The 17,737-nt window shown below is 71.6% G+C and carries 17 protein-coding genes and 1 pseudogene; 11 read left to right on the top strand and 7 right to left on the bottom strand.

Annotated elements, in window-relative coordinates; translation table 11 throughout:
* The first annotated feature begins 4 nt into the window (after positions 1–4).
* Both ACWCQS_RS28495 and ACWCQS_RS28490 read left to right on the top strand, forming a co-directional pair.
* On the top strand, positions 5–1,012 hold the full coding sequence (locus ACWCQS_RS28495; protein WP_451007100.1) for an ADP-ribosylglycohydrolase family protein: 1,008 nt from the start codon (positions 5–7) through the stop codon (positions 1,010–1,012).
* 4 nt (positions 1,013–1,016) lie between these two features.
* Positions 1,017–1,766, top strand: a complete 750-nt coding sequence (locus ACWCQS_RS28490) for a nucleotidyltransferase domain-containing protein (RefSeq protein ID WP_451007099.1) — start codon at positions 1,017–1,019, stop codon at positions 1,764–1,766.
* Here ACWCQS_RS28490 and ACWCQS_RS28485 read toward each other — a convergent pair.
* Both ACWCQS_RS28485 and ACWCQS_RS28480 read right to left on the bottom strand, forming a co-directional pair.
* Positions 1,692–2,435, bottom strand: a complete 744-nt coding sequence (locus tag ACWCQS_RS28485; RefSeq protein WP_451007098.1) for a nucleotidyltransferase domain-containing protein — start codon at positions 2,433–2,435, stop codon at positions 1,692–1,694. The genes ACWCQS_RS28490 and ACWCQS_RS28485 overlap by 75 nt on opposite strands.
* Before the next feature lie 22 nt (positions 2,436–2,457).
* Positions 2,458–2,844, bottom strand: coding sequence for a Rieske (2Fe-2S) protein (locus tag ACWCQS_RS28480; protein WP_451007097.1), 387 nt, complete (start codon positions 2,842–2,844; stop codon positions 2,458–2,460).
* Positions 2,845–2,990: 146 nt separating this feature from the next.
* On the opposite strand from ACWCQS_RS28480, the gene ACWCQS_RS28475 reads away from it, so the two are divergent.
* From ACWCQS_RS28475 to der, 5 genes are all read left to right on the top strand, one after another.
* A complete protein-coding gene (locus tag ACWCQS_RS28475) occupies positions 2,991–3,128 on the top strand; it encodes a hypothetical protein (protein ID WP_451007096.1) in 138 nt (45 codons plus the stop codon).
* Positions 3,125–4,210, top strand: coding sequence for a prephenate dehydrogenase (locus tag ACWCQS_RS28470; RefSeq protein ID WP_451007095.1), 1,086 nt, complete (start codon positions 3,125–3,127; stop codon positions 4,208–4,210). The genes ACWCQS_RS28475 and ACWCQS_RS28470 overlap by 4 nt, the downstream gene beginning before the upstream one ends.
* Before the next feature lie 118 nt (positions 4,211–4,328).
* Entirely contained in the window at positions 4,329–5,024 is a 696-nt protein-coding gene (cmk, locus tag ACWCQS_RS28465; RefSeq protein WP_451007094.1) for a (d)CMP kinase, read from the top strand.
* Positions 4,982–5,689, top strand: a complete 708-nt coding sequence (locus tag ACWCQS_RS28460) for a lysophospholipid acyltransferase family protein (protein ID WP_451007093.1) — start codon at positions 4,982–4,984, stop codon at positions 5,687–5,689. The genes cmk and ACWCQS_RS28460 overlap by 43 nt, the downstream gene beginning before the upstream one ends.
* A 93-nt stretch (positions 5,690–5,782) precedes the next feature.
* Positions 5,783–7,267 (top strand): ribosome biogenesis GTPase Der, encoded by a 1,485-nt coding sequence (gene der / locus ACWCQS_RS28455; protein WP_451007092.1) that lies wholly within the window; start codon positions 5,783–5,785, stop codon positions 7,265–7,267.
* Between the two features lie 64 nt (positions 7,268–7,331).
* On the opposite strand, the gene ACWCQS_RS28450 is transcribed toward der, so the two are convergent.
* Positions 7,332–7,733: a hypothetical protein gene (locus tag ACWCQS_RS28450; protein WP_388626587.1), complete on the bottom strand. Its 402-nt coding sequence runs from the start codon at positions 7,731–7,733 to the stop codon at positions 7,332–7,334.
* 82 nt (positions 7,734–7,815) lie between these two features.
* Positions 7,816–8,625, bottom strand: a complete 810-nt coding sequence (locus tag ACWCQS_RS28445) for a hypothetical protein (protein ID WP_451007091.1) — start codon at positions 8,623–8,625, stop codon at positions 7,816–7,818.
* Positions 8,626–9,163: 538 nt separating this feature from the next.
* On the opposite strand from ACWCQS_RS28445, the gene ACWCQS_RS28440 reads away from it, so the two are divergent.
* Positions 9,164–9,826, top strand: coding sequence for a transglycosylase family protein (locus ACWCQS_RS28440; RefSeq protein ID WP_451007090.1), 663 nt, complete (start codon positions 9,164–9,166; stop codon positions 9,824–9,826).
* 77 nt (positions 9,827–9,903) lie between these two features.
* Positions 9,904–10,953, top strand: a complete 1,050-nt coding sequence (locus ACWCQS_RS28435; protein WP_451007089.1) for a helix-turn-helix transcriptional regulator — start codon at positions 9,904–9,906, stop codon at positions 10,951–10,953.
* Here the strand turns inward: ACWCQS_RS28435 and ctaD are convergent.
* Positions 10,952–12,463 (bottom strand): annotated as a pseudogene (gene ctaD / locus ACWCQS_RS28430) (aa3-type cytochrome oxidase subunit I); the annotation flags it as partial. The gene ACWCQS_RS28435 and the pseudogene ctaD overlap by 2 nt on opposite strands.
* 471 nt (positions 12,464–12,934) lie before the next feature.
* Between ctaD and ACWCQS_RS28425 the strand changes: the two are divergent.
* Positions 12,935–13,150: an I78 family peptidase inhibitor gene (locus ACWCQS_RS28425; RefSeq protein ID WP_153544274.1), complete on the top strand. Its 216-nt coding sequence runs from the start codon at positions 12,935–12,937 to the stop codon at positions 13,148–13,150.
* Positions 13,151–13,257: 107 nt separating this feature from the next.
* Here the strand turns inward: ACWCQS_RS28425 and ACWCQS_RS28420 are convergent, their stop codons facing one another.
* Positions 13,258–14,286: a phosphatase PAP2 family protein gene (locus ACWCQS_RS28420; protein ID WP_451007088.1), complete on the bottom strand. Its 1,029-nt coding sequence runs from the start codon at positions 14,284–14,286 to the stop codon at positions 13,258–13,260.
* A gap of 237 nt (positions 14,287–14,523) precedes the next feature.
* Positions 14,524–15,840 (bottom strand): glycosyltransferase family 39 protein, encoded by a 1,317-nt coding sequence (locus ACWCQS_RS28415; protein WP_451007087.1) that lies wholly within the window; start codon positions 15,838–15,840, stop codon positions 14,524–14,526.
* Positions 15,841–16,100: 260 nt separating this feature from the next.
* Here ACWCQS_RS28415 and ACWCQS_RS28410 point away from each other — a divergent pair, with 260 nt between their 5' ends.
* Positions 16,101–17,717 (top strand): MFS transporter, encoded by a 1,617-nt coding sequence (locus tag ACWCQS_RS28410; RefSeq protein WP_451007086.1) that lies wholly within the window; start codon positions 16,101–16,103, stop codon positions 17,715–17,717.
* The last annotated feature ends 20 nt before the right edge of the window (positions 17,718–17,737 follow it).

The following is a 17,737-nucleotide window of genomic DNA, read 5'->3' as shown; positions in this document are numbered from 1 at the left end:
TCCTATGTCCAAGCGCGCGGCCACCGGGGCCATGCTGGGCCTCGCCCTCGGGGACGCCCTCGGCTTCCCGACCGAGTTCAACGACGTACCGTCGATCCTCGCCAAGTGCGGGCCCTGGCGGGAGATGGAGCTGCCGCGGCGCGCCTTCGTCTCCGACGACACCCAGATGACCCTCGCCGTCGGGCGCGCGCTCGGGACGGCCATGGGGCGCGGGTATCTCGCGCCCAAGCGGCTGGAGCGGCCGCTGCGCGAGGAGTTCGTGGACTGGTACGACTCGCCGGAGAACAACCGCGCCCCGGGCCGCACCTGCCTGACCGCGTGCGCCTCGCTGAAGGAGGAGGGCCGCGCCTGGCAGGACGCCAGTCAGGTCGGCTCCAAGGGCTGCGGGGCCAACATGCGGGTCGCCCCCGTCGGGCTCGCCCCCGGCCTGAGCGACGAACAGCGCGCCGGTGCGGCCCAGTTGCAGTCCGCGCTCACCCACGGCCACCCGACCGCGCTCGCCGCCTCGGACCTCACCGCCCGCGCGGTCCACCTGCTCGCCCAGGGCACCGACCCGACGGGTCTGGTCGGACAGCTGCGCTCGTACGCCCTCGACCACCGCACGCACTACGACCACACCTGGCTCGGCGACCTGTGGACCCGCTCCCAGGACCCCGGCCCCGAGCACTTCATCGCGCGCGGCTGGGACGATTGCCTGGCCGCCCTAGACCGGCTCCAGGAGGCCGTGCGGACCGTCTCCCCGGAGACCGACCCGTGCCTGGCCACCGGCGCGGGCTGGATCGCCGAGGAGGCCCTCGCCACCGGACTGCTGTGCTTCCTGCTCTTCCCCGACGAGCCCGTCACCGCCCTGCGCCGGGCCGCCTGTTCCTCCGGCGACTCCGACTCCGTCGCCTGCCTCACCGGCGCCTTCGCGGGTGCGTGGCTGGGCGAGGGGGCCTGGCCGGCCGACTGGACCGAGCGGATCGAGTACCGGGGCGATCTGTTGGCGCTGGGCACGCTCTGGGACGCTTAGCCCCATGATCGACGACCTCGGCATCGACCTGAAGCCCGTGGTCGCGGAGCAGCCCGACCCCCTGCTGTTCGCGACCGTGTCCGGAGCCCATCTGTACGGCTTCCCCTCGCAGGACTCCGACGTGGACCTGCGGGGCGTCCATCTGCTCCCGGCGGCCGACCTCGTCGGGCTGCGCGAGCCGGAGGAGACCCGCTCCCGGGCCTGGGTGCGCTACGGCGTCGAACTGGACCTCGTCACCCACGATCTGCGCAAGTTCGTACGGCTGATGCTGCGCCGCAACGGCTATGTGCTGGAGCAGCTGCTCTCGCCGCTGGTCGTGCACACCGGGGACACGCACCGGGAGCTGGCCGCGCTCGCCCCCGGCGTCCTCACCAGCCACCACGCCCACCACTACCGGGGATTCGCGGTGACCCAGTGGCGGCTGTTCGAGAAGACCGGCGAACTCAAGCCGCTGCTCTACACGTTCCGGGTGCTGCTCACCGGCATCCACCTCATGCGCAGCGGCGAGGTCCAGGCCCACCTGCCCACGCTGCTGGAGCAGCTCGACGCCCCCGGCTATCTGCCCGAGCTGATCGCTGCCAAGGCGGAGCGGGAGCACGGCAGCGCGGACATCCCGCACGCGCGCGTGGAGGCCGACGTGGAGCGGCTGCACGCCGAGCTCGACGAGGCACAGGCCGCCTCAGCCCTGCCCGACGCGCCCGATGCGTACGACGCCCTGCACGACTTCGTGGTCCGCGTGCGTCTGGAAGGCTGAGTCCCGGCGCACCCGGAACAGGAAGTCGGCCACGCGCGCGTGGTCCGGTTCGGGCGGGAGCGGCGTGCGGTGCAGGGCCTGTTCCGTCTCCGTCCCGAGCCGGGCCATCCACCTCTCGACCTCGGCCCAGGGGACCTCGCCCCGCTTCACCGCGAGCAGGGGCTCGCGCCGGTCGCCGACGTCGAGCCGCAGCTCGCCCGTGCGCAGCAGGTCCCGGGCGCTCATCAGCAGGCGCAGCAGATGCATGGCGTGCTTCCAGCGCGGGGCGCCCTGCGTGCGAATGTCGGCGTCCAGTTTCCTGCGCTGGCCCAGGGCGTAGCGGGTGAAGGTGTCGTAGGCCCGGCGGGAGAGGAAGGCCGCGCGCAGGGACAGCAGCTCCCGGCCGGTGTCGTCCAGCCGCTCCACCAGCGGGGAGTGCAGGCACTCCAGGATGTTCGGGTTGCCGCGCAGCGCCAGCTCGCAGAACCGCTCCAGCTCCCAGGAGAACTGCTCCTCGCCCGGCCCCTCCACATGCGTCGGCGGCTTCTCGAACCGCCAGAAGAGGGGGGTGGGGGCGAGGAACACACCCCGCCGGTCGGTGTCGCTCGTGTCCGTGGCCAGACCGAAGGCCCGGGAACCCATGACACAGGCGTAGACGGTGTGGTCGCGTACCAGGGTCTCGGGCTGCATGCCGGGAGCGTACGCCGAGCCCTCACGTCAGTTTGATCGAATTTCCCTCCACCTTGATCGACTCCTTGGGCAGCGGCCGCTTCGCCGGGCCGTGGGCCACCGAACCGTCCCCGATGTGGAACTTGCTGCCGTGGCAGGGGCAGTTGATCGTGCCGTTCGCGACCGTGCTCACCGTGCAGCCCAAGTGCGTGCAGATCGCCGAGAACGCCTTGAAGTCACCCTTCTTGGGCTGAGTGACGACGACCTTCTTGTCCTTGAAGATCTTGCCGCCACCCTCCGGGATGTCACTGGTCCTGGCCAGCTCCTCGCCCGCGCTCGTGGTGCCGCCGCCACCGCATGCCGCGACGGGTGCGACGACCGCCGCCGCACCCGTCGCCAGAACCGTGCGCCGCGTCGCGCCCTCAGCCATGCCGACCTCCGTACAACACGTCGAATTCGGTAAATGCCGGATTCCCCGCATCGTCTCAGCGGTCGGGCGCCGTGCGCTTCGTGCGCGCGTGCTGACTACGCTGGACGGACCAAGAAAAGATCCGCACGTCAGCAGGGAGCAGCGCCGTGGCGGTACGAGCGGTCCGGGGGGCCGTCCCGGTCGGGCGGAACGCGGCCGGACACAGGGACGAGCAGGTCGCAGCCGGCATCAGCCGCGTCCGCCTCGGCGTCGCGGCCGCCCCGCGGGGGGACATCGCGCCGTGAGAACCGCACTCGTCATCGGCACCGGCCTCATCGGCACCTCAGTCGCCCTGGCCCTCGTCCAGCGCGGCGTCACCGTCCACCTCGCCGACCACGACCCCCAGCAGGCCCGTACGGCCACCGCACTGGGCGCCGGCACCGACGAGGCCCCCGAGGGCCCGGTCGACCTGGCGATCGTGGCCGCCCCTCCCGCCCATGTGGCCGGCGTGCTCGCCGACGCCATGCGCCGGGGTGTGGCCCGCGGCTATGTCGACGTGGCCAGCGTCAAGGGCGGCCCGCGCCGCGAGCTGGAGGCGCTCGGCCTGGACCTGTCGGCGTACATCGGCACCCACCCCATGTCCGGCCGGGAGAAGTCCGGCCCGCTGGCCGCGAGCGCCGACCTCTTCGAGGGCCGTCCCTGGGTGCTCACCCCGACCCGGGACACCGACACCGAGGTGCTGAACCTCGCCCTGGAGCTGGTCTCGCACTGCCGGGCGGTGCCGGTCGTCATGGACGCCGACGCCCACGACCGCGCCGTCGCCCTCGTCTCCCACATGCCCCACCTGGTGTCCAGCATGGTCGCCGCGCGCCTGGAGAACGCCGAGGAGGCCGCTGTACGGCTGTGCGGGCAGGGCATCCGGGACGTGACCCGGATCGCCGCCTCCGACCCGCGCATGTGGATCGACATCCTGTCCGCCAACCCGGGACCGGTCGCCGACCTGCTCTCCGACGTGGCCGCCGACCTGGGCGAGACCGTCGAGGCACTGCGCGCCCTGCAGTCCTCCGACGAGGACAAGCGGCGTGAGGGCACCGCCGGCATCGAGGACGTGCTGCGCCGCGGGAACGCGGGCCAGGTGCGGGTACCGGGTAAGCACGGGTCCGCTCCGCGGGTCTACGAGGTCGTGGCGGTCTTGATCGACGACCAGCCGGGGCAGCTGGCCCGTATCTTCGCCGACGCGGGACGGGCCGGGGTCAACATCGAGGACGTGCGGATCGAGCATGCGACGGGGCAGCAGGCCGGTCTGGTGCAGCTGATGGTGGAGCCGAAGGCGGTACCGGTGCTGACGGCCGCCCTCCGGGAGCGCGGGTGGGCCCTGCGGCAGTAGCCCGCCGATGTCCGCGCCCGCGCCCGCAGGGCCGGACGAGTGACCCGCACCCAGTAACCTTGTGCAGGGCGCTCTCGCCCCCGCACCCGCCCACACCGCACCAGGAAGGTGTCCCTCCGTGGAAAACGGCGCCGCCCCGACCGCCAAGCCCGTGATCGTCGCGATCGACGGCCCCTCCGGCACGGGCAAGTCGAGCACGTCGAAGGCCGTCGCCGCACAGCTCGGCCTGAGCTACCTGGACACCGGCGCCCAGTACCGGGCGATCACCTGGTGGATGGTGAACAACGGCATCGACCTGGAGGACCCGACCGCCATCGCCGCCGTCGCGGGCAAGCCGGAGATCGTCTCCGGCACCGACCCGGCCGCCCCGGCCATCACGGTCGACGGCGTCGACGTGTCCGGCCCGATCCGCACCCAGGAGGTCACCTCCAAGGTCAGCGCGGTCAGCGCGGTGCCCGAGGTGCGCGCCCGGATCACCGAGCTGCAGCGCTCGCTTGCCGTCGGCGCCGGGAACGGCATCGTGGTCGAGGGCCGTGACATCGGTACGACCGTCCTCCCGGACGCCGACCTGAAGATCTTCCTCACCGCCTCCCCGGAGGCCCGTGCGGCCCGCCGCAGCGGTGAGCTGAAGGGCGCCGACATCCACGCCACCCGCGAGGCGCTGATCAAGCGGGACGCGGCCGACTCCTCCCGCAAGACCTCGCCGCTCGCCAAGGCCGGCGACGCGGTCGAGGTGGACACCACCGAGCTCACCCTCGCCCAGGTCATCGAGTGCGTCGTCACCCTGGTCGAGGAGAAGCGGGCCGGGAAGTGAGCCTTCCGTCAGCTCCCGCGGAGAAGCTGCCCTCGGAGCGGGGCGCCGAGGTCGGGCGGCGCATCGGCGTCGGCCTGATGCACGGGCTGTTCAGGCCGCGCGTGCTCGGCGCCTGGAAGGTGCCCAGGAGCGGTCCGGTGATCTTCGCCGTGAACCACTCCCACAACATCGACGGCCCGATGGTCATGGGCGTGGCACCCCGGCCCACGCACTTCCTGATCAAGCAGGAGGCGTTCGTCGGCCCGCTGGACCCCTTCCTGACCGGCATCGGCCAGGTGAAGGTGGACCGCGCCACCGCCGACCGCGCCGCGATCACCCGGGCTCTCGGCGTGCTGGAGGCCGGGGGAGTGCTGGGCATCTTCCCGGAGGGCACCCGGGGCGAGGGCGACTTCGCCTCGCTGCGCGCCGGGCTCGCCTACTTCGCCGTACGCAGCGGGGCACCGATCGTGCCCATAGCCGTACTGGGAAGTTCCGACCGGCGCGGGCGGTTGATAAAGGGGCTCCCGCCCCTGCGTTCGCGCATAGACGTCGTCTTCGGCGACCCCTTCGAGGCGGGCGACGGCAGCGGCCGGCGCACCCGCAGGGCGCTGGACGAGGCGACCGAGCGCATCCAGAAGCAGCTCACCAGCCACCTGGAAAACGCCAGGCGCCTGACCGGGCGCTAGGCGACACTTGAGTAGTGGATCAGCCCACCAGGGGTCATCCCGTCAGGGGCCTGTTCCACCGATCACCACGAAGAACGACGAGGTACGGACTACATGAACGACGACATCCAGCCCGGCGACTCGGCTGAGCACGAGTACGACCACGGGGCTCTCGGCGACGCCGAGTACGCGGAGTTCATGGAGCTCGCCGCGGAAGAGGGCTTCGACATCGAGGACGTCGAGGGCGCCATCGAGGCGGCGGGCCACGGTCCGCTGCCCGTGCTCGCCGTCGTCGGCCGCCCCAATGTCGGCAAGTCGACCCTGGTGAACCGGATCATCGGCCGCCGCGAGGCCGTTGTCGAGGACAAGCCGGGCGTCACCCGCGACCGCGTCACCTACGAGGCCGAATGGGCCGGCCGCCGCTTCAAGGTCGTCGACACCGGCGGCTGGGAGCAGGACGTCCTCGGCATCGACGCCTCCGTGGCCGCCCAGGCCGAGTACGCCATCGAGGCGGCCGACGCGGTCGTCTTCGTCGTGGACGCCAAGGTCGGCGCGACGGACACCGACGAGGCGGTCGTACGGCTGCTGCGCAAGGCCGGCAAGCCGGTGGTGCTGTGCGCCAACAAGGTCGACGGCCCGAGCGGCGAGGCCGACGCGGCCTACCTGTGGAGCCTCGGCCTCGGTGAGCCGCACCCCGTCTCGGCGCTGCACGGCCGCGGCACCGGCGACATGCTCGACGCGGTGCTGGAGGTACTGCCGGACGCGCCGCGCGAGACCTTCGGCGGCACCGGCATCGGCGGCCCGCGCCGGATCGCCCTGATCGGCCGCCCGAACGTCGGCAAGTCCTCCCTGCTGAACAAGGTGGCCGGTGAGGAGCGCGTCGTCGTCAACGAGCTGGCGGGCACCACCCGTGACCCGGTCGACGAACTGATCGAACTGGGCGGCGTGACCTGGAAGTTCGTGGACACCGCGGGCATCCGCAAGCGCGTCCACCTCCAGCAGGGCGCCGACTACTACGCCTCCCTGCGCACCGCGGCCGCGGTGGAGAAGGCGGAGCTCGCCGTCATCCTGATCGACGCCTCCGAGAACATCTCCGTGCAGGACCAGCGGATCGTCACCATGGCCGTCGAGGCGGGCCGCGCGATCGTCCTCGCCTACAACAAGTGGGACACCCTCGACGAGGAGCGCCGCTACTACCTGGAACGCGAGATCGAGACCGAGCTGGGCCAGGTCGCCTGGGCCCCGCGCGTGAACGTCTCGGCGCGCACCGGCCGCCACATGGAGAAGCTGGTCCCGGCGATCGAGACCGCCCTCGCCGGCTGGGAGACCCGCGTCCCCACCGGCCGCCTCAACGCCTTCCTCGGCGAGCTGGTCTCGGCCCACCCACACCCGATCCGGGGCGGCAAGCAGCCGCGCATCCTGTTCGGCACCCAGGCCGGCACCAAGCCCCCGCGCTTCGTCCTCTTCGCCTCCGGCTTCATCGAGGCCGGCTACCGGCGCTTCATCGAGCGACGCCTGCGCGAGGAGTTCGGCTTCGAGGGCACCCCGATCCACATCTCCGTGCGGGTGCGCGAGAAGCGCGGCGCGAAGAAGAAGTAACGGTGGTACGACGTGAAGGGCGGCACCTGGTCCTCCAGGAGTCGCCCTTCACGTCGTAGGCCGGTCACACACCGCGGCGCGGCCCCGGCGGCAGCGCCGCCGGCACGTGCTGCATCCCGCTGTCCTGATGCTGCCGCCCCAGCGTGCCCACCCGCTGCCACTGCGACTGCTGCCGCGCGCTGTACGCGCCCGCGCTGTAGGCGCTGTACGTGCTGCTGAACGACCCCGCCCGGTGGCCCCCGTAGCCCCCCGTGCGGTCCGGCAGCTGCCCGAAGGGGCTGAACGTCAGCCCCTCCTCCCCGCTGCGGTCACCCGGCAGCGTACGGAAGGTCTTGACCCACTCCGCGTAGAGCGAGTCGTAGATCGGCGTGGCCGAGCCCCCACCGCCCCCGTCCTGCGCCAACCGCGCAGAGGGAACAGAGACGAAGGCGGACCGGCGGGGAGGGGGAGCGTCGTATGCGTGCACGTATGTCCAAACGACCGGGGCCCCAAAGGGATGCGGTCACGGAATCAGGGGCGCCGGGCTGTGCCCATATGCGGGCGAAAGATCACGTACCCGCAAGAGGAAGCGCCGCCGCGACCAGCTTCCCACTCGCCGCCGCCTTGTCGAGAGACTCCCGCAGCAGGTCCTCCCGCGGCTGCCGGCCGATGGAACCCACCGGTGCAGCGAACATCAGCACCTGCTGGTGCTTGTTCGCGGCGGCCCGCCAGCTGTCCGTCACCTGCAGCGGCTGATGCGCCTGCCACCAGGCCACCGGCTGCCCGCCGCTCGCCGAGGGCTGCAGCACCGCGTGCAGCTGGCCCACGGCGAGCAGCACCGACCAGCCGTGCAGCACCGGCGGCACGGACGCCAGCTCGGTCAGCGGCATGAACCCCTGTTCGATGAGCAGCGGCAGGAAGTCGTCACCCGTCCCGGTGGAGCCCGGGCGCACGATCGGCGAGGTCGGCTCGACGACGAGCGCGGGGTGCAACTCTCCCTCGATCAGGACGAGTCCGCTGGTCACGCCGAGCACGGCCTGCTCGGGCACGGCCTTCTGCGGCTCACCCGCGGCGGCGGAGCCCGCGGCCCCGGAGTCCGGTGCGCCGCCGCCGATGGACCGGACGGCGCCCTGCAACTGCTCCTCGGTGACCTGGACGACCTGCGAGGGCAGGCAGCTGGCGTGGGCGAAGGCGAGGACGGCGGTCTCGTCGCCGACGAACAGAACGGTGCTGGTGCGCTCCTGCTCGGAGTCGCCCGGGGTGCGGCAGGACGTGCAGTCGTAACTGCCCGGGGCGTTCTCTCCGGCGAGCAGCCGGTCGGCTTCTTCGTCGCCGATCTCGGCGCGTACGGCGTCACTGACGTCGAGCATGCGCGGCACGGTGGCTCCTCGGGATGCGGTGCTGGGTCGGCCGGGTGGCTCCCGGCCGCTGAGTCCCGGGGTTCCGGGCTCATGAAGAAGACAACGGACGTCCTGTGGTGGGAGTCACGCCCCGAGGGCAACCGGTTCGAACCAAGCGGCGCACACGGTCACCAACGGTCCGGAATTCGCTACTCATGGTCAACTCCGCGCTTCGTCAAGGAACTTGGAGTGGTGAAGTGGGTCACAGATCGCTTCAGCCGTTGGTCGAAAAATCAGGAAATCAGCGGATGTAGTGGGTGGCCGAAAATCGCCGATACTCGCGGTAACGGGCAACTGGCCTGGAATGACAGTGAGTTGGTTGATTCCGACCGCTCGCCCTCCTTACATTCCTCCGCCGTGTGCAACGAGCACCGCTCGGGTACGTCCGACGCCCGGCACCGGCACAGCACCACCGCCGGCACCGGTCACACGGACGGGGCGGGCACGCACGACCGCGGTCCTGCGCGGCGAGGCGTGCTCCGCCCGGGGGAGCCCGGGTTCGTGGAGAGGGAATTACATGTCCGAGTGTGCCGATACCACCCGCAACACCGCCCGTCCCGACGGCGCCCGCAAGGGCCGTACGACGGCCGCGCTGGCCGGAGCCGCACTGCTGGCCCCGCTGGGACTGCTGGCCGCCACCGGCAACGCCGCCGCGGCGGACAACGGAGTGTGGGACCGCATCGCCCAGTGCGAGAGCGGCGGCAACTGGCACATCAACACCGGCAACGGCTACTACGGCGGGCTCCAGTTCTCCGCCGGCACCTGGCGCGCGTACGGCGGCACCGCCTACGCCCCGACGGCCGACCAGGCCTCCAGGAGCGCCCAGATCGCCGTCGCCACCAAGGTCCAGCAGGCCCAGGGCTGGGGCGCCTGGCCGGTCTGCTCGGCCCGCGCCGGAGCCTTCGGCGCGGCCCCGGCGGCCGCGACCACCGGCACGAGCGTCGACAAGGGCAGCGTGACGACAAAGTCCGCCCCGGCGAAGGCGCCGGAACGCCCGGCCGGCCACATCAACCGCAGCGAGTCCCGCGGCACGGGTGACTACACCGTCCACGAGGGCGACACCCTGAGCGCCATCGCCGAGCGGCACGGCACCACCTGGCAGCGGATCTACGCCGCCAACAAGAAGGTCATCGGCGACGACCCGAACCTGATCGTGCCCGGCCAGCGCCTCGCGCTCTGAACACCGGGCACCCGCGCAGAACAGCCGCTGTCCGTCGAGGACAGCGGCTGTCCGCGTTCCCTGACAGACTCGGCCCCATGCTGGAGACCTCGGCACGTCTGCTGCGCCTGCTCTCGCTGCTCCAGGCCCACCGCGAGTGGTCCGGCGCCGAACTCGCCGGCCGGCTCGGCGTCACGACGCGCACGGTCCGCCGGGACGTGGACCGGCTGCGCGAGCTGGGCTACCCGGTCAACGCCAGCCCCGGCACCGGCGGCGGCTACCAATTGGGCGCGGGCGCCGAACTCCCGCCGCTGCTGCTGGACGACGACGAGGCCGTGGCCGTGGCCGTCGGCCTGCGCACCGCCGCCGGGCAGGGCATCGAGGGGATCGGCGAGACCTCCGTACGCGCCCTTGCCAAGCTCGAACAGGTGCTGCCGGGCCGGCTGCGCCGCCGGGTGAGCGCCCTGGGCGCCTACACCGTGCCGATGCTGCGCGGCGGCCCGCCGGCCGCGGACGTCGACCCGGCGCTTCTCACCGAACTGGCCAACCTGTGCCGGGACGCCGAGCGGCTGCGCTTCGAGTACCGCACGCACGACGGCGCGGACAGCCGCCGTACCGTCGAGCCGCACCGGCTGGTGTGCACCGAGCGGCGCTGGTACCTGGTCGCCTGGGACGTCGACCGGGCGGACTGGCGGACCTTCCGCGTCGACCGCATCACTCCCAAGCCCCCGCACGGGCCCCGCTTCACCCCTCGCGAGCCGCCCGCGGAGGACCTGGCCGCCTACGTCTCGAAGGGCGTCTCCACGCGCGCGTACGCCACGCACTCCGCCGTACGGCTGCTGGTGCCGCTGCACGAGGCCGCCGAGCGCATCTCGCCGTCCGCCGGGACGCTGGAGGCGGACGGGGAGGACGCCTGCGTCCTGCACAGCGGAGCGGCGAACCTGGAGGTGATGGTCATTCACATCATGATGACCGGCTTCCCCTTCGAGGTGATCGAGCCCGCCGGGCTGACCGAGGAGATCAGGAGGATCCGGGACCGGCTCGACGCGGCGCTGGCGCGGGGCCCGGCGCCCGCTCCTTCGCCGCGTACTCCGGGTGATGCAGGTCGAACGCCGGGGACTCCGAGCGGATCCGGGGCAGCGCGTTGAAGTTGTGCCGGGGCGGCGGGCAGGAGGTCGCCCACTCCAGCGAGCGGCCGTAGCCCCAGGGGTCGTCGGTCTCGACCTGCGCGCCGTACCTGGCGGTCTTCCAGACGTTGTAGAGGAACGGCAGCGTCGACAGGCCCAGCAGGAAGGAGCCGATCGACGAGACCGTGTTGAGCGCGGTGAAGCCGTCGGCCGCCAGATAGTCGGCGTACCGGCGGGGCATGCCCTCGGCGCCCAGCCAGTGCTGCACCAGGAACGTGGTGTGGAAGCCGGTGAACAAGGTCCAGAACTGGATCTTCCCCAGCCGCTCGTCCAGCATCTTCCCGGTGAACTTCGGCCACCAGAAGGAGAAGCCGCCGAAGACCGCGAAGACGACCGTGCCGAACACGACGTAGTGGAAGTGCGCCACGACGAAGTACGAGTCCGTGACATGGAAGTCCAGCGGCGGGGACGCCAGGATCACCCCGGTCAGACCGCCGAACAGGAACGTCACCAGGAAGCCCGTCGCCCACAGCATCGGCGTCTCGAAGGACAGCGAGCCGCCCAGCATCGTGCCGGTCCAGTTGAAGAACTTCACGCCCGTGGGCACCGCGATCAGGAACGACATGAAGGAGAAGAACGGCAGCAGCACCGCGCCGGTGGCGAACATGTGGTGCGCCCACACCACGATCGACAGCCCGGTGATCGCCATGGTCGCGGCGACCAGCGTCAGATAGCCGAAGATCGGCTTCCGGCTGAACACCGGGATGATCTCGGTGATGATCCCGAAGAACGGCAGCGCGATGATGTACACCTCGGGATGCCCGAAGAACCAGAACAGGTGCTGCCACAGCAGCGCCCCGCCGTTGCCAGCCTCGAACACCTGGGAGCCGAACCGCCGGTCCGCCTCCAGCACCAGCAGTGCCGCCGCCAGCACCGGGAACGCCAGCAGGATCAGGATCGACGTGAACAGCGTGTTCCAGGTGAAGATCGGCATCCGGAACATCGTCATGCCCGGCGCGCGCATCCCGACGATCGTGGTGATGAAGTTGACCGCGCCGAGGATCGTCCCGAAGCCGGACAGCGCCAGCCCCATGATCCACAGGTCCGGGCCGACGCCGGGGGAGTGCAGGGAGTCGTTGAGCGGCGCGTAGGCGAACCAGCCGAAGGCCGCGGGCCCGTCCGGGGTGAGCAGCGAGCCGAGCACGATCAGCCCGCCGAAGGCGAACAGCCAGTACGACAGCATGTTCAGGCGCGGGAAGGCCACGTCCGGCGCGCCTATCTGCAGCGGCATCAGCTCGTTGGCGAAGCCCGCGAAGCTCGGGGTCGCGAAGAGCAGCAGCATGATCGTGCCGTGCAGCGTGAACAGCTGGTTGTACTCCTCGTTGCTCATGATCTGCAGCCCCGGCCGGGCCAGTTCCGCGCGCATGAGCAGCGCCATGGCCCCGCCGGCCAGGAAGAAGCCGAACGCCGTGATCAGGTACAGATGCCCGATCTTCTTGTGGTCGGTGGTGGTGAGCCAGTCGACCACCATCCGGCCGGCCCGGTTCCTGCCGTGCGCCGGCCCTGCCGCCGCCCCTACGGTCTCGGTCCCCATCGCTCGCCCGCCCCTTCGCATCGTCGCGCCCGGGCCTGCCGACCCGCGTACCCGCGGACCGGCGCCATGATGCTCGCGGGGTCACCCGTTCCGACAGGGGGCGTGGGCGCTGATGTGCTGAATCCGTGAAAATTCCCATGCGGCGTCAGATGACCTGGCCGCGCTGCCGGATTGCGCGGGGATTCACATCCCCGGGCCTCGTCCGGATCCCGGCGGCGGAACTTTCCGGCGGGTAATTCGGCGGGTTGCTCAGGGGCGCGTGAATTCTGTTCGATTACCCCGGTGCACCCTGTGGAAACGCCCGTACGTGTGATGGAGTTCGAGGGAAACGCGGTCGGGCAGCTGTGACAGAAGTGTGACGGGAGCCGGATACGACTCTTACCTTGCGCTGCACGGTAGCGTGGCGGCATGGCACCGATTCCCACTCCGCCAGCGGAGCCCCAGGACAGTCCGGACGGGTACGTCGGCCTCGACGCCGCGCACGCCGAGCGGCTCGCTCGGGAGCGGGGGTGGTCGACCGTACGGTCGCTGCCGCCGGGCGCGATCATCACCATGGAGTACCGGGTGGGCCGGCTGAACTTCGAGGTGCGGGAGGGCGTGGTGGCTCGCGCCTGGAAAGGCTGAGGGCCGCGCCTTGTGGACGCGTACAGGGCGAAGGCCCCGTTTCCCTCCTTCGGGAAGCGGGGCCTTCGTCGTATGCGCGGGGCCGTTGTGCGTACCGGGCCCCGGCGTCAGCCGCCCGTCAGCGGCCGGGCCGGCTGGGTCGTGCCGCGCGGCACGCGGTGGTCGGCGTGTGGCGGGCGCCGGCTGCCCGCCGGGGTGACCGGGGTGCGTTCCGAGCGGGTCGTGTGCGGTCCCGGGGCCAGATGCGCCAGCCCTCTGGAGGCACGGGTCGAGGCGGCGGGCTCGCGCGCCGGGGCCGGCTGCCCGGCCGGGGCGCGAGCCGGCCTGAGCACCACCGGCGTGACCGGGACGGCCGGTTCGGGCACGGGCCGGCTGCGGCGGGCGCGCCAGCGGTCGCGCAGGTCGAACAGCGCGGTCTCGGCCCTGGCGATCAGCGGCTCGAACCACGGCAGGGCGAGCAGGATCAGCAGGCCGGCGGCCCAGCCCAGCAGCACGTCGCTCAGCCAGTGCGTACCGAGGTAGACGGTGGTGAGGCCGACGCCCAGCGCCGTGATCGCGGACAGCGCCGACAGCCAGCGGCGCGCTCTCGGGGTGGAGGCCAGATAGGCCAGGATGCCCCAGGTCACGACCGCGTTGGCGGTGTGGCCGCTGGGGAATATATCGCCGCCCAGGCCCATCTCGTTCGAGCCGATCACGGTCGCGTAGTGCGGACCGAGGCGCCCCATGCCGAGCTTGGCGGCGCCGACCGTGATGTTCAGCAGGAGCAGAGAGGTGGCCAGGGTGAGCAGCGGGCGCAGGGTGTGCTGCCGCCACGAGCGCCAGCCGAGCCAGGCCGCGACCATCACCGCGGTGGGGCCGCGCTGGCCGAGCACCACGTAGTAGTCGAGGAAGGCGTGGATCTGCGGCCACTGCTGGTACGGCCGGAAGAACATGACCTGCCAGTCGAGCCGGACCAGCCAGGACGTGATCACCACGGCCCACACGATCGCCAGGTAGAAAGCCAGGGTCGCCGTGAACAGAACGACCCGGTGCCGGCTCATCCTCGGCACATCGATGTGAGCCGGTCGTTCCGGCTCACGGTCGAGTCTGGCGAACACCCGGTCCAGACGCCGGGTGAGGTTTCGTTCGGTACGCACCCAATCGACGTTACAGCGAGTGAGCTGTGTTCCCGGTCGAAACAGCGGCTTTGTGATGACGATGTGATGTGGGAAACCTCTCAAGAGCGGCCCGAATTCCAGGCATTCCGCAATCCTGTGAGGCCGTTCCCTTCAATTCCTTTGATCATGCCGGGCGTTGTTTATATCGCGCTTATGAATGCGTTAACCCGGTCCTGGCGCGGAATTTTCCGGGGTGTCATCGGCCGCTGAAGTCGATCATGGGGGCCCGGAGCCGTTCAGCCAGAAGGCCCCGTAGACCGCCGTGGCGACCGCCAACCCGCCCGTGACCAGCACGGATCGGGACGTGCGCAGCCGGGCGAGGGCGCAGGCGAGCGGCAGCAGCACGGGGAACGCCGGCATCAGCAGCCGCGGCTTGGAGCCGAAGTAGCTCGACGCGCACAGGGCGAGGGCGAGGACGACACCCGTGTACACCAGCAGTTCGAGCGGCTGACGCCGGCGGAGACCGATCACGTACAGCCACAGCAGCAGGGCGACCCCGATGATCAGACCGGCGCCGGCGAACGCGGACGGAAATGACGTGAACTTGTCGGCCACGAAGCGCGCGAACGCATAGCCGCCGTCGAACCCATTGCGCCATCCGGCCTGGACGTCCAGGTACCCGAGCAATCCCCTACCGGTCCGCTGTCCGACCCAGAGCACATAACCGGCGGCCCCGAGCGGCGCGATCACCATGCCGAGGGCCCGGCGCCATGCGGGGGCGGGTGGGGCGCTGGGGGCATGGGTGTCTGTCGGGGCCTCAGGGATATGAGGGTTGTACGAAGCGGCCTCCGCGCCGGGCGTGTGCGCCGGGGCGCGCGTGCTATCGGATGCGCTGGGTGTGGGCGCCGGGGCGCGTTCGGCGTTGTGTGCGCCGTGTGTGTGCATCGTGCTCCGATCCCGCACGAACGAGAGCATGCCCGCCACCCACACCGCCGCGACCACGGCCGCCCCCACCGGCCGGGTCAGCCCCGCCAGCGCCGCCAGCGTGCCCGCGGTGATCCACCGGCCGGTCAGCAACGCGTACAGCGACCAGGCCGCCAGCGCCGTGAACAGCGACTCGCTGTACGCCATCGACTGCACGATCCCGACCGGTAGCACCGCCCACAGCAGCACGGCGCAGATCCCCACCCGGGGCCCGTACACGCGCTCGGCGACGGCGAAGATCCCGCAGGCCGCGGCGAGCGAGGCGAGCACGCTGACCACGAAACCGGCGTCCGCGTACGACAGCGGCAGGGCCGCGTGCCCCAGCCGCTCCAGCCACGGCAGCAGCGGAAAGAACGCCAGATTGGAGTGCACATCGCCGTTCGGCAGCCGCACCTCGTAGCCGTACCCCAGCTCGGCGACCCGCGTGTACCAGAGCGAGTCCCAGCGCGCGGTCAGCAGGGTGTACGCGCTCTTGCCGCGCGCGGCGCTCCACAACGCCAGCACGACCAGCCCCAGGGCGCGGACTGCCGCATAGCCCAGGAGGGCCGGGATCGCCCGGCGGAGAAGTGGGGCGTGGGGTGGGGCCACACGCGTGTCAAGATCGGTCACGGACTCGATTATCGACGGGCGGTGGAACCACACCGGCTCCCGGGGCGTGGTCAAGGGGGAACGACGTGGCGTACGCCACACGGGTTCCGTCCCGCGTGTGAGAGGTCCGCCACGTGCCCCCGTGGCGAACTCGCGTACGCTGACGAGTCACCCGCGTGGGTTGTGCGCGGGCCGGAGACCCCGCTCCTCTCCGGCCGTACGACAGGGAGTCCCCACCCCGTCGGTCCGCCCCACGCGCGGCACATCTGGGAGGTACGTACATGTCCGGGACGACCACGGCTGCCGTACGGCCGCGCCGTAGGACGGCCGGGCCCGGTGCGAACCGCTGGGTCGTCCTCGTCGTCCTCTGCACCAGCCTGCTGCTCGTCGCCCTCGACGCGACCGTGCTGCACGTGGCGGTCCCCGCCGTCACCGAGGACCTCAAGCCCAGTGCCATAGAACTGCTCTGGATCGTCGACGTCTATCCGCTGGCCTGCGCCTCGCTGCTGATCCTCTTCGGCACCCTCGGCGACCGGGTCGGCCGCAGACGCGTCCTGCTGCTCGGCTACGGCCTCTTCGGCGTCGCCTCCGCCCTGGCCGCCTTGGCGCAGACCGCCGAGACGCTCATCCTCGCCCGCGCGCTGCTCGGCGTCGGCGGCGCCATGATCATGCCGGCGACCCTGTCGATCCTCCGTCAGGTCTTCCCCGACCGGCGCGAACGCGCGCTCGCCATCGGCGTCTGGAGCGCGGTGGCCGCCGTCGGCGCGGCCGTCGGCCCGCTGCTCGGCGGCTTCCTGCTGGAGCACTACTGGTGGGGCGCGGTCTTCCTCGTCAACATCCCGCTGATGCTGATCAGCCTCCCGGTGGGCCGGATCCTGCTGCCCGAGTCGCGCGGTGACCGGCGCGGTCCCTGGGACGTCGTCGGCGCCCTGATGGCGGCCGGAGGACTGTTCGGTGTGGTCCTCGGCGTGAAACGGCTGGGCGGCGGCGAGGCACCGGCGAGCCCCTTCACCGTGCTGCCGCTGCTGGCCGGCGCGGCCCTCCTCTTCTTCTTCGTACGGCGGCAACGCAGGCTTGCGCATCCGCTGGTGGATCTGCGCATGTTCCGCCGGCCCGCGTTCAGCACCTCGGTCGGCTGCATCGTGCTGGCGATGCTCGCGCTCGTCGGCCTGGAGCTGATCGCCGCCCAGTACCTGCAACTGGTGCTCGGGCTCTCCCCGCTGCAGACCGGCCTGCGGCTGCTGCCCCTGACCGTCGCTGCGATGGCGGCGGGCCTGGCGGGCGCGCGGATGCTGCGCCGGTTCGGGCCGCGCCGGATGGTCTGCTTCGGCTTCTGTCTCACCGCCGCCGCGGTCCTGACGCTCACCGCGATGGGCGGCACCGACAACGCACCGCTGCTGCTCTCCGGTTTCGTGCTTCTCGGCTTCGGTCTGGAGACCACGCTCTTCGGGGCGTACGAGTCGATGCTCAGCGAGGCTCCGGCGGAGCAGGCCGGCGGCGCGGCGGCGATCGGCGAGACCTCGTACCAGCTGGGCGCCGGCATCGGCATCGCGCTGCTGGGCAGCGTGATGAACGCGGCCTACGCCCCGCATCTGCGAGCGGTGCCGGGCGTTCCGCGGCACGCCTCGGACGCGGCCGGTCACTCGCTCGGCGAGGCTTACGCCGTCGCCGGACGGCTGGGCGGATCCACCGGTGCCGCGCTGCGGCGGGTCGCCCGGGACTCCTTCGTGTACGGCTTGCATGTGACGCTGCTGGTGAGCGCGGGGCTGTTGCTGCTGGGCGCGGTGATGGCGCTGCGGCTGCCGCGGGTCGTGCAGTGCGCGGAACCCGAGGCGGCGGTGGAGGCGCTGGAGCTGCCCGCGCAGCGGGAAGTGGTGGAGGCCCGCGTCTCGGCCTGACGTGCCCGACGTACTGGACG

Source organism: Streptomyces sp. NPDC002076 (assembly GCF_053593835.1).
The sequence above is the reverse complement of the archived record's forward strand: the minus strand, read 5'-3'. Positions and strand labels throughout refer to the sequence as shown.

Excerpts from the sequence above, each read along its gene's own strand:
- ACWCQS_RS28495 (WP_451007100.1), top strand. The coding sequence starts at position 5 with ATGTCCAAGCGCGCGGCCACCGGGGCCATGCTGGGCCTCGCCCTCGGG.
- ACWCQS_RS28490 (WP_451007099.1), top strand. The coding sequence starts at position 1,017 with ATGATCGACGACCTCGGCATCGACCTGAAGCCCGTGGTCGCGGAGCAG.
- ACWCQS_RS28485 (WP_451007098.1), bottom strand. The coding sequence starts at position 2,435 with ATGCAGCCCGAGACCCTGGTACGCGACCACACCGTCTACGCCTGTGTC.
- ACWCQS_RS28480 (WP_451007097.1), bottom strand. The coding sequence starts at position 2,844 with ATGGCTGAGGGCGCGACGCGGCGCACGGTTCTGGCGACGGGTGCGGCG.
- der (WP_451007092.1), top strand. The coding sequence starts at position 5,783 with ATGAACGACGACATCCAGCCCGGCGACTCGGCTGAGCACGAGTACGAC.
- ACWCQS_RS28440 (WP_451007090.1), top strand. The coding sequence starts at position 9,164 with ATGTCCGAGTGTGCCGATACCACCCGCAACACCGCCCGTCCCGACGGC.
- ACWCQS_RS28435 (WP_451007089.1), top strand. The coding sequence starts at position 9,904 with ATGCTGGAGACCTCGGCACGTCTGCTGCGCCTGCTCTCGCTGCTCCAG.
- ACWCQS_RS28425 (WP_153544274.1), top strand. The coding sequence starts at position 12,935 with ATGGCACCGATTCCCACTCCGCCAGCGGAGCCCCAGGACAGTCCGGAC.
- ACWCQS_RS28410 (WP_451007086.1), top strand. The coding sequence starts at position 16,101 with ATGTCCGGGACGACCACGGCTGCCGTACGGCCGCGCCGTAGGACGGCC.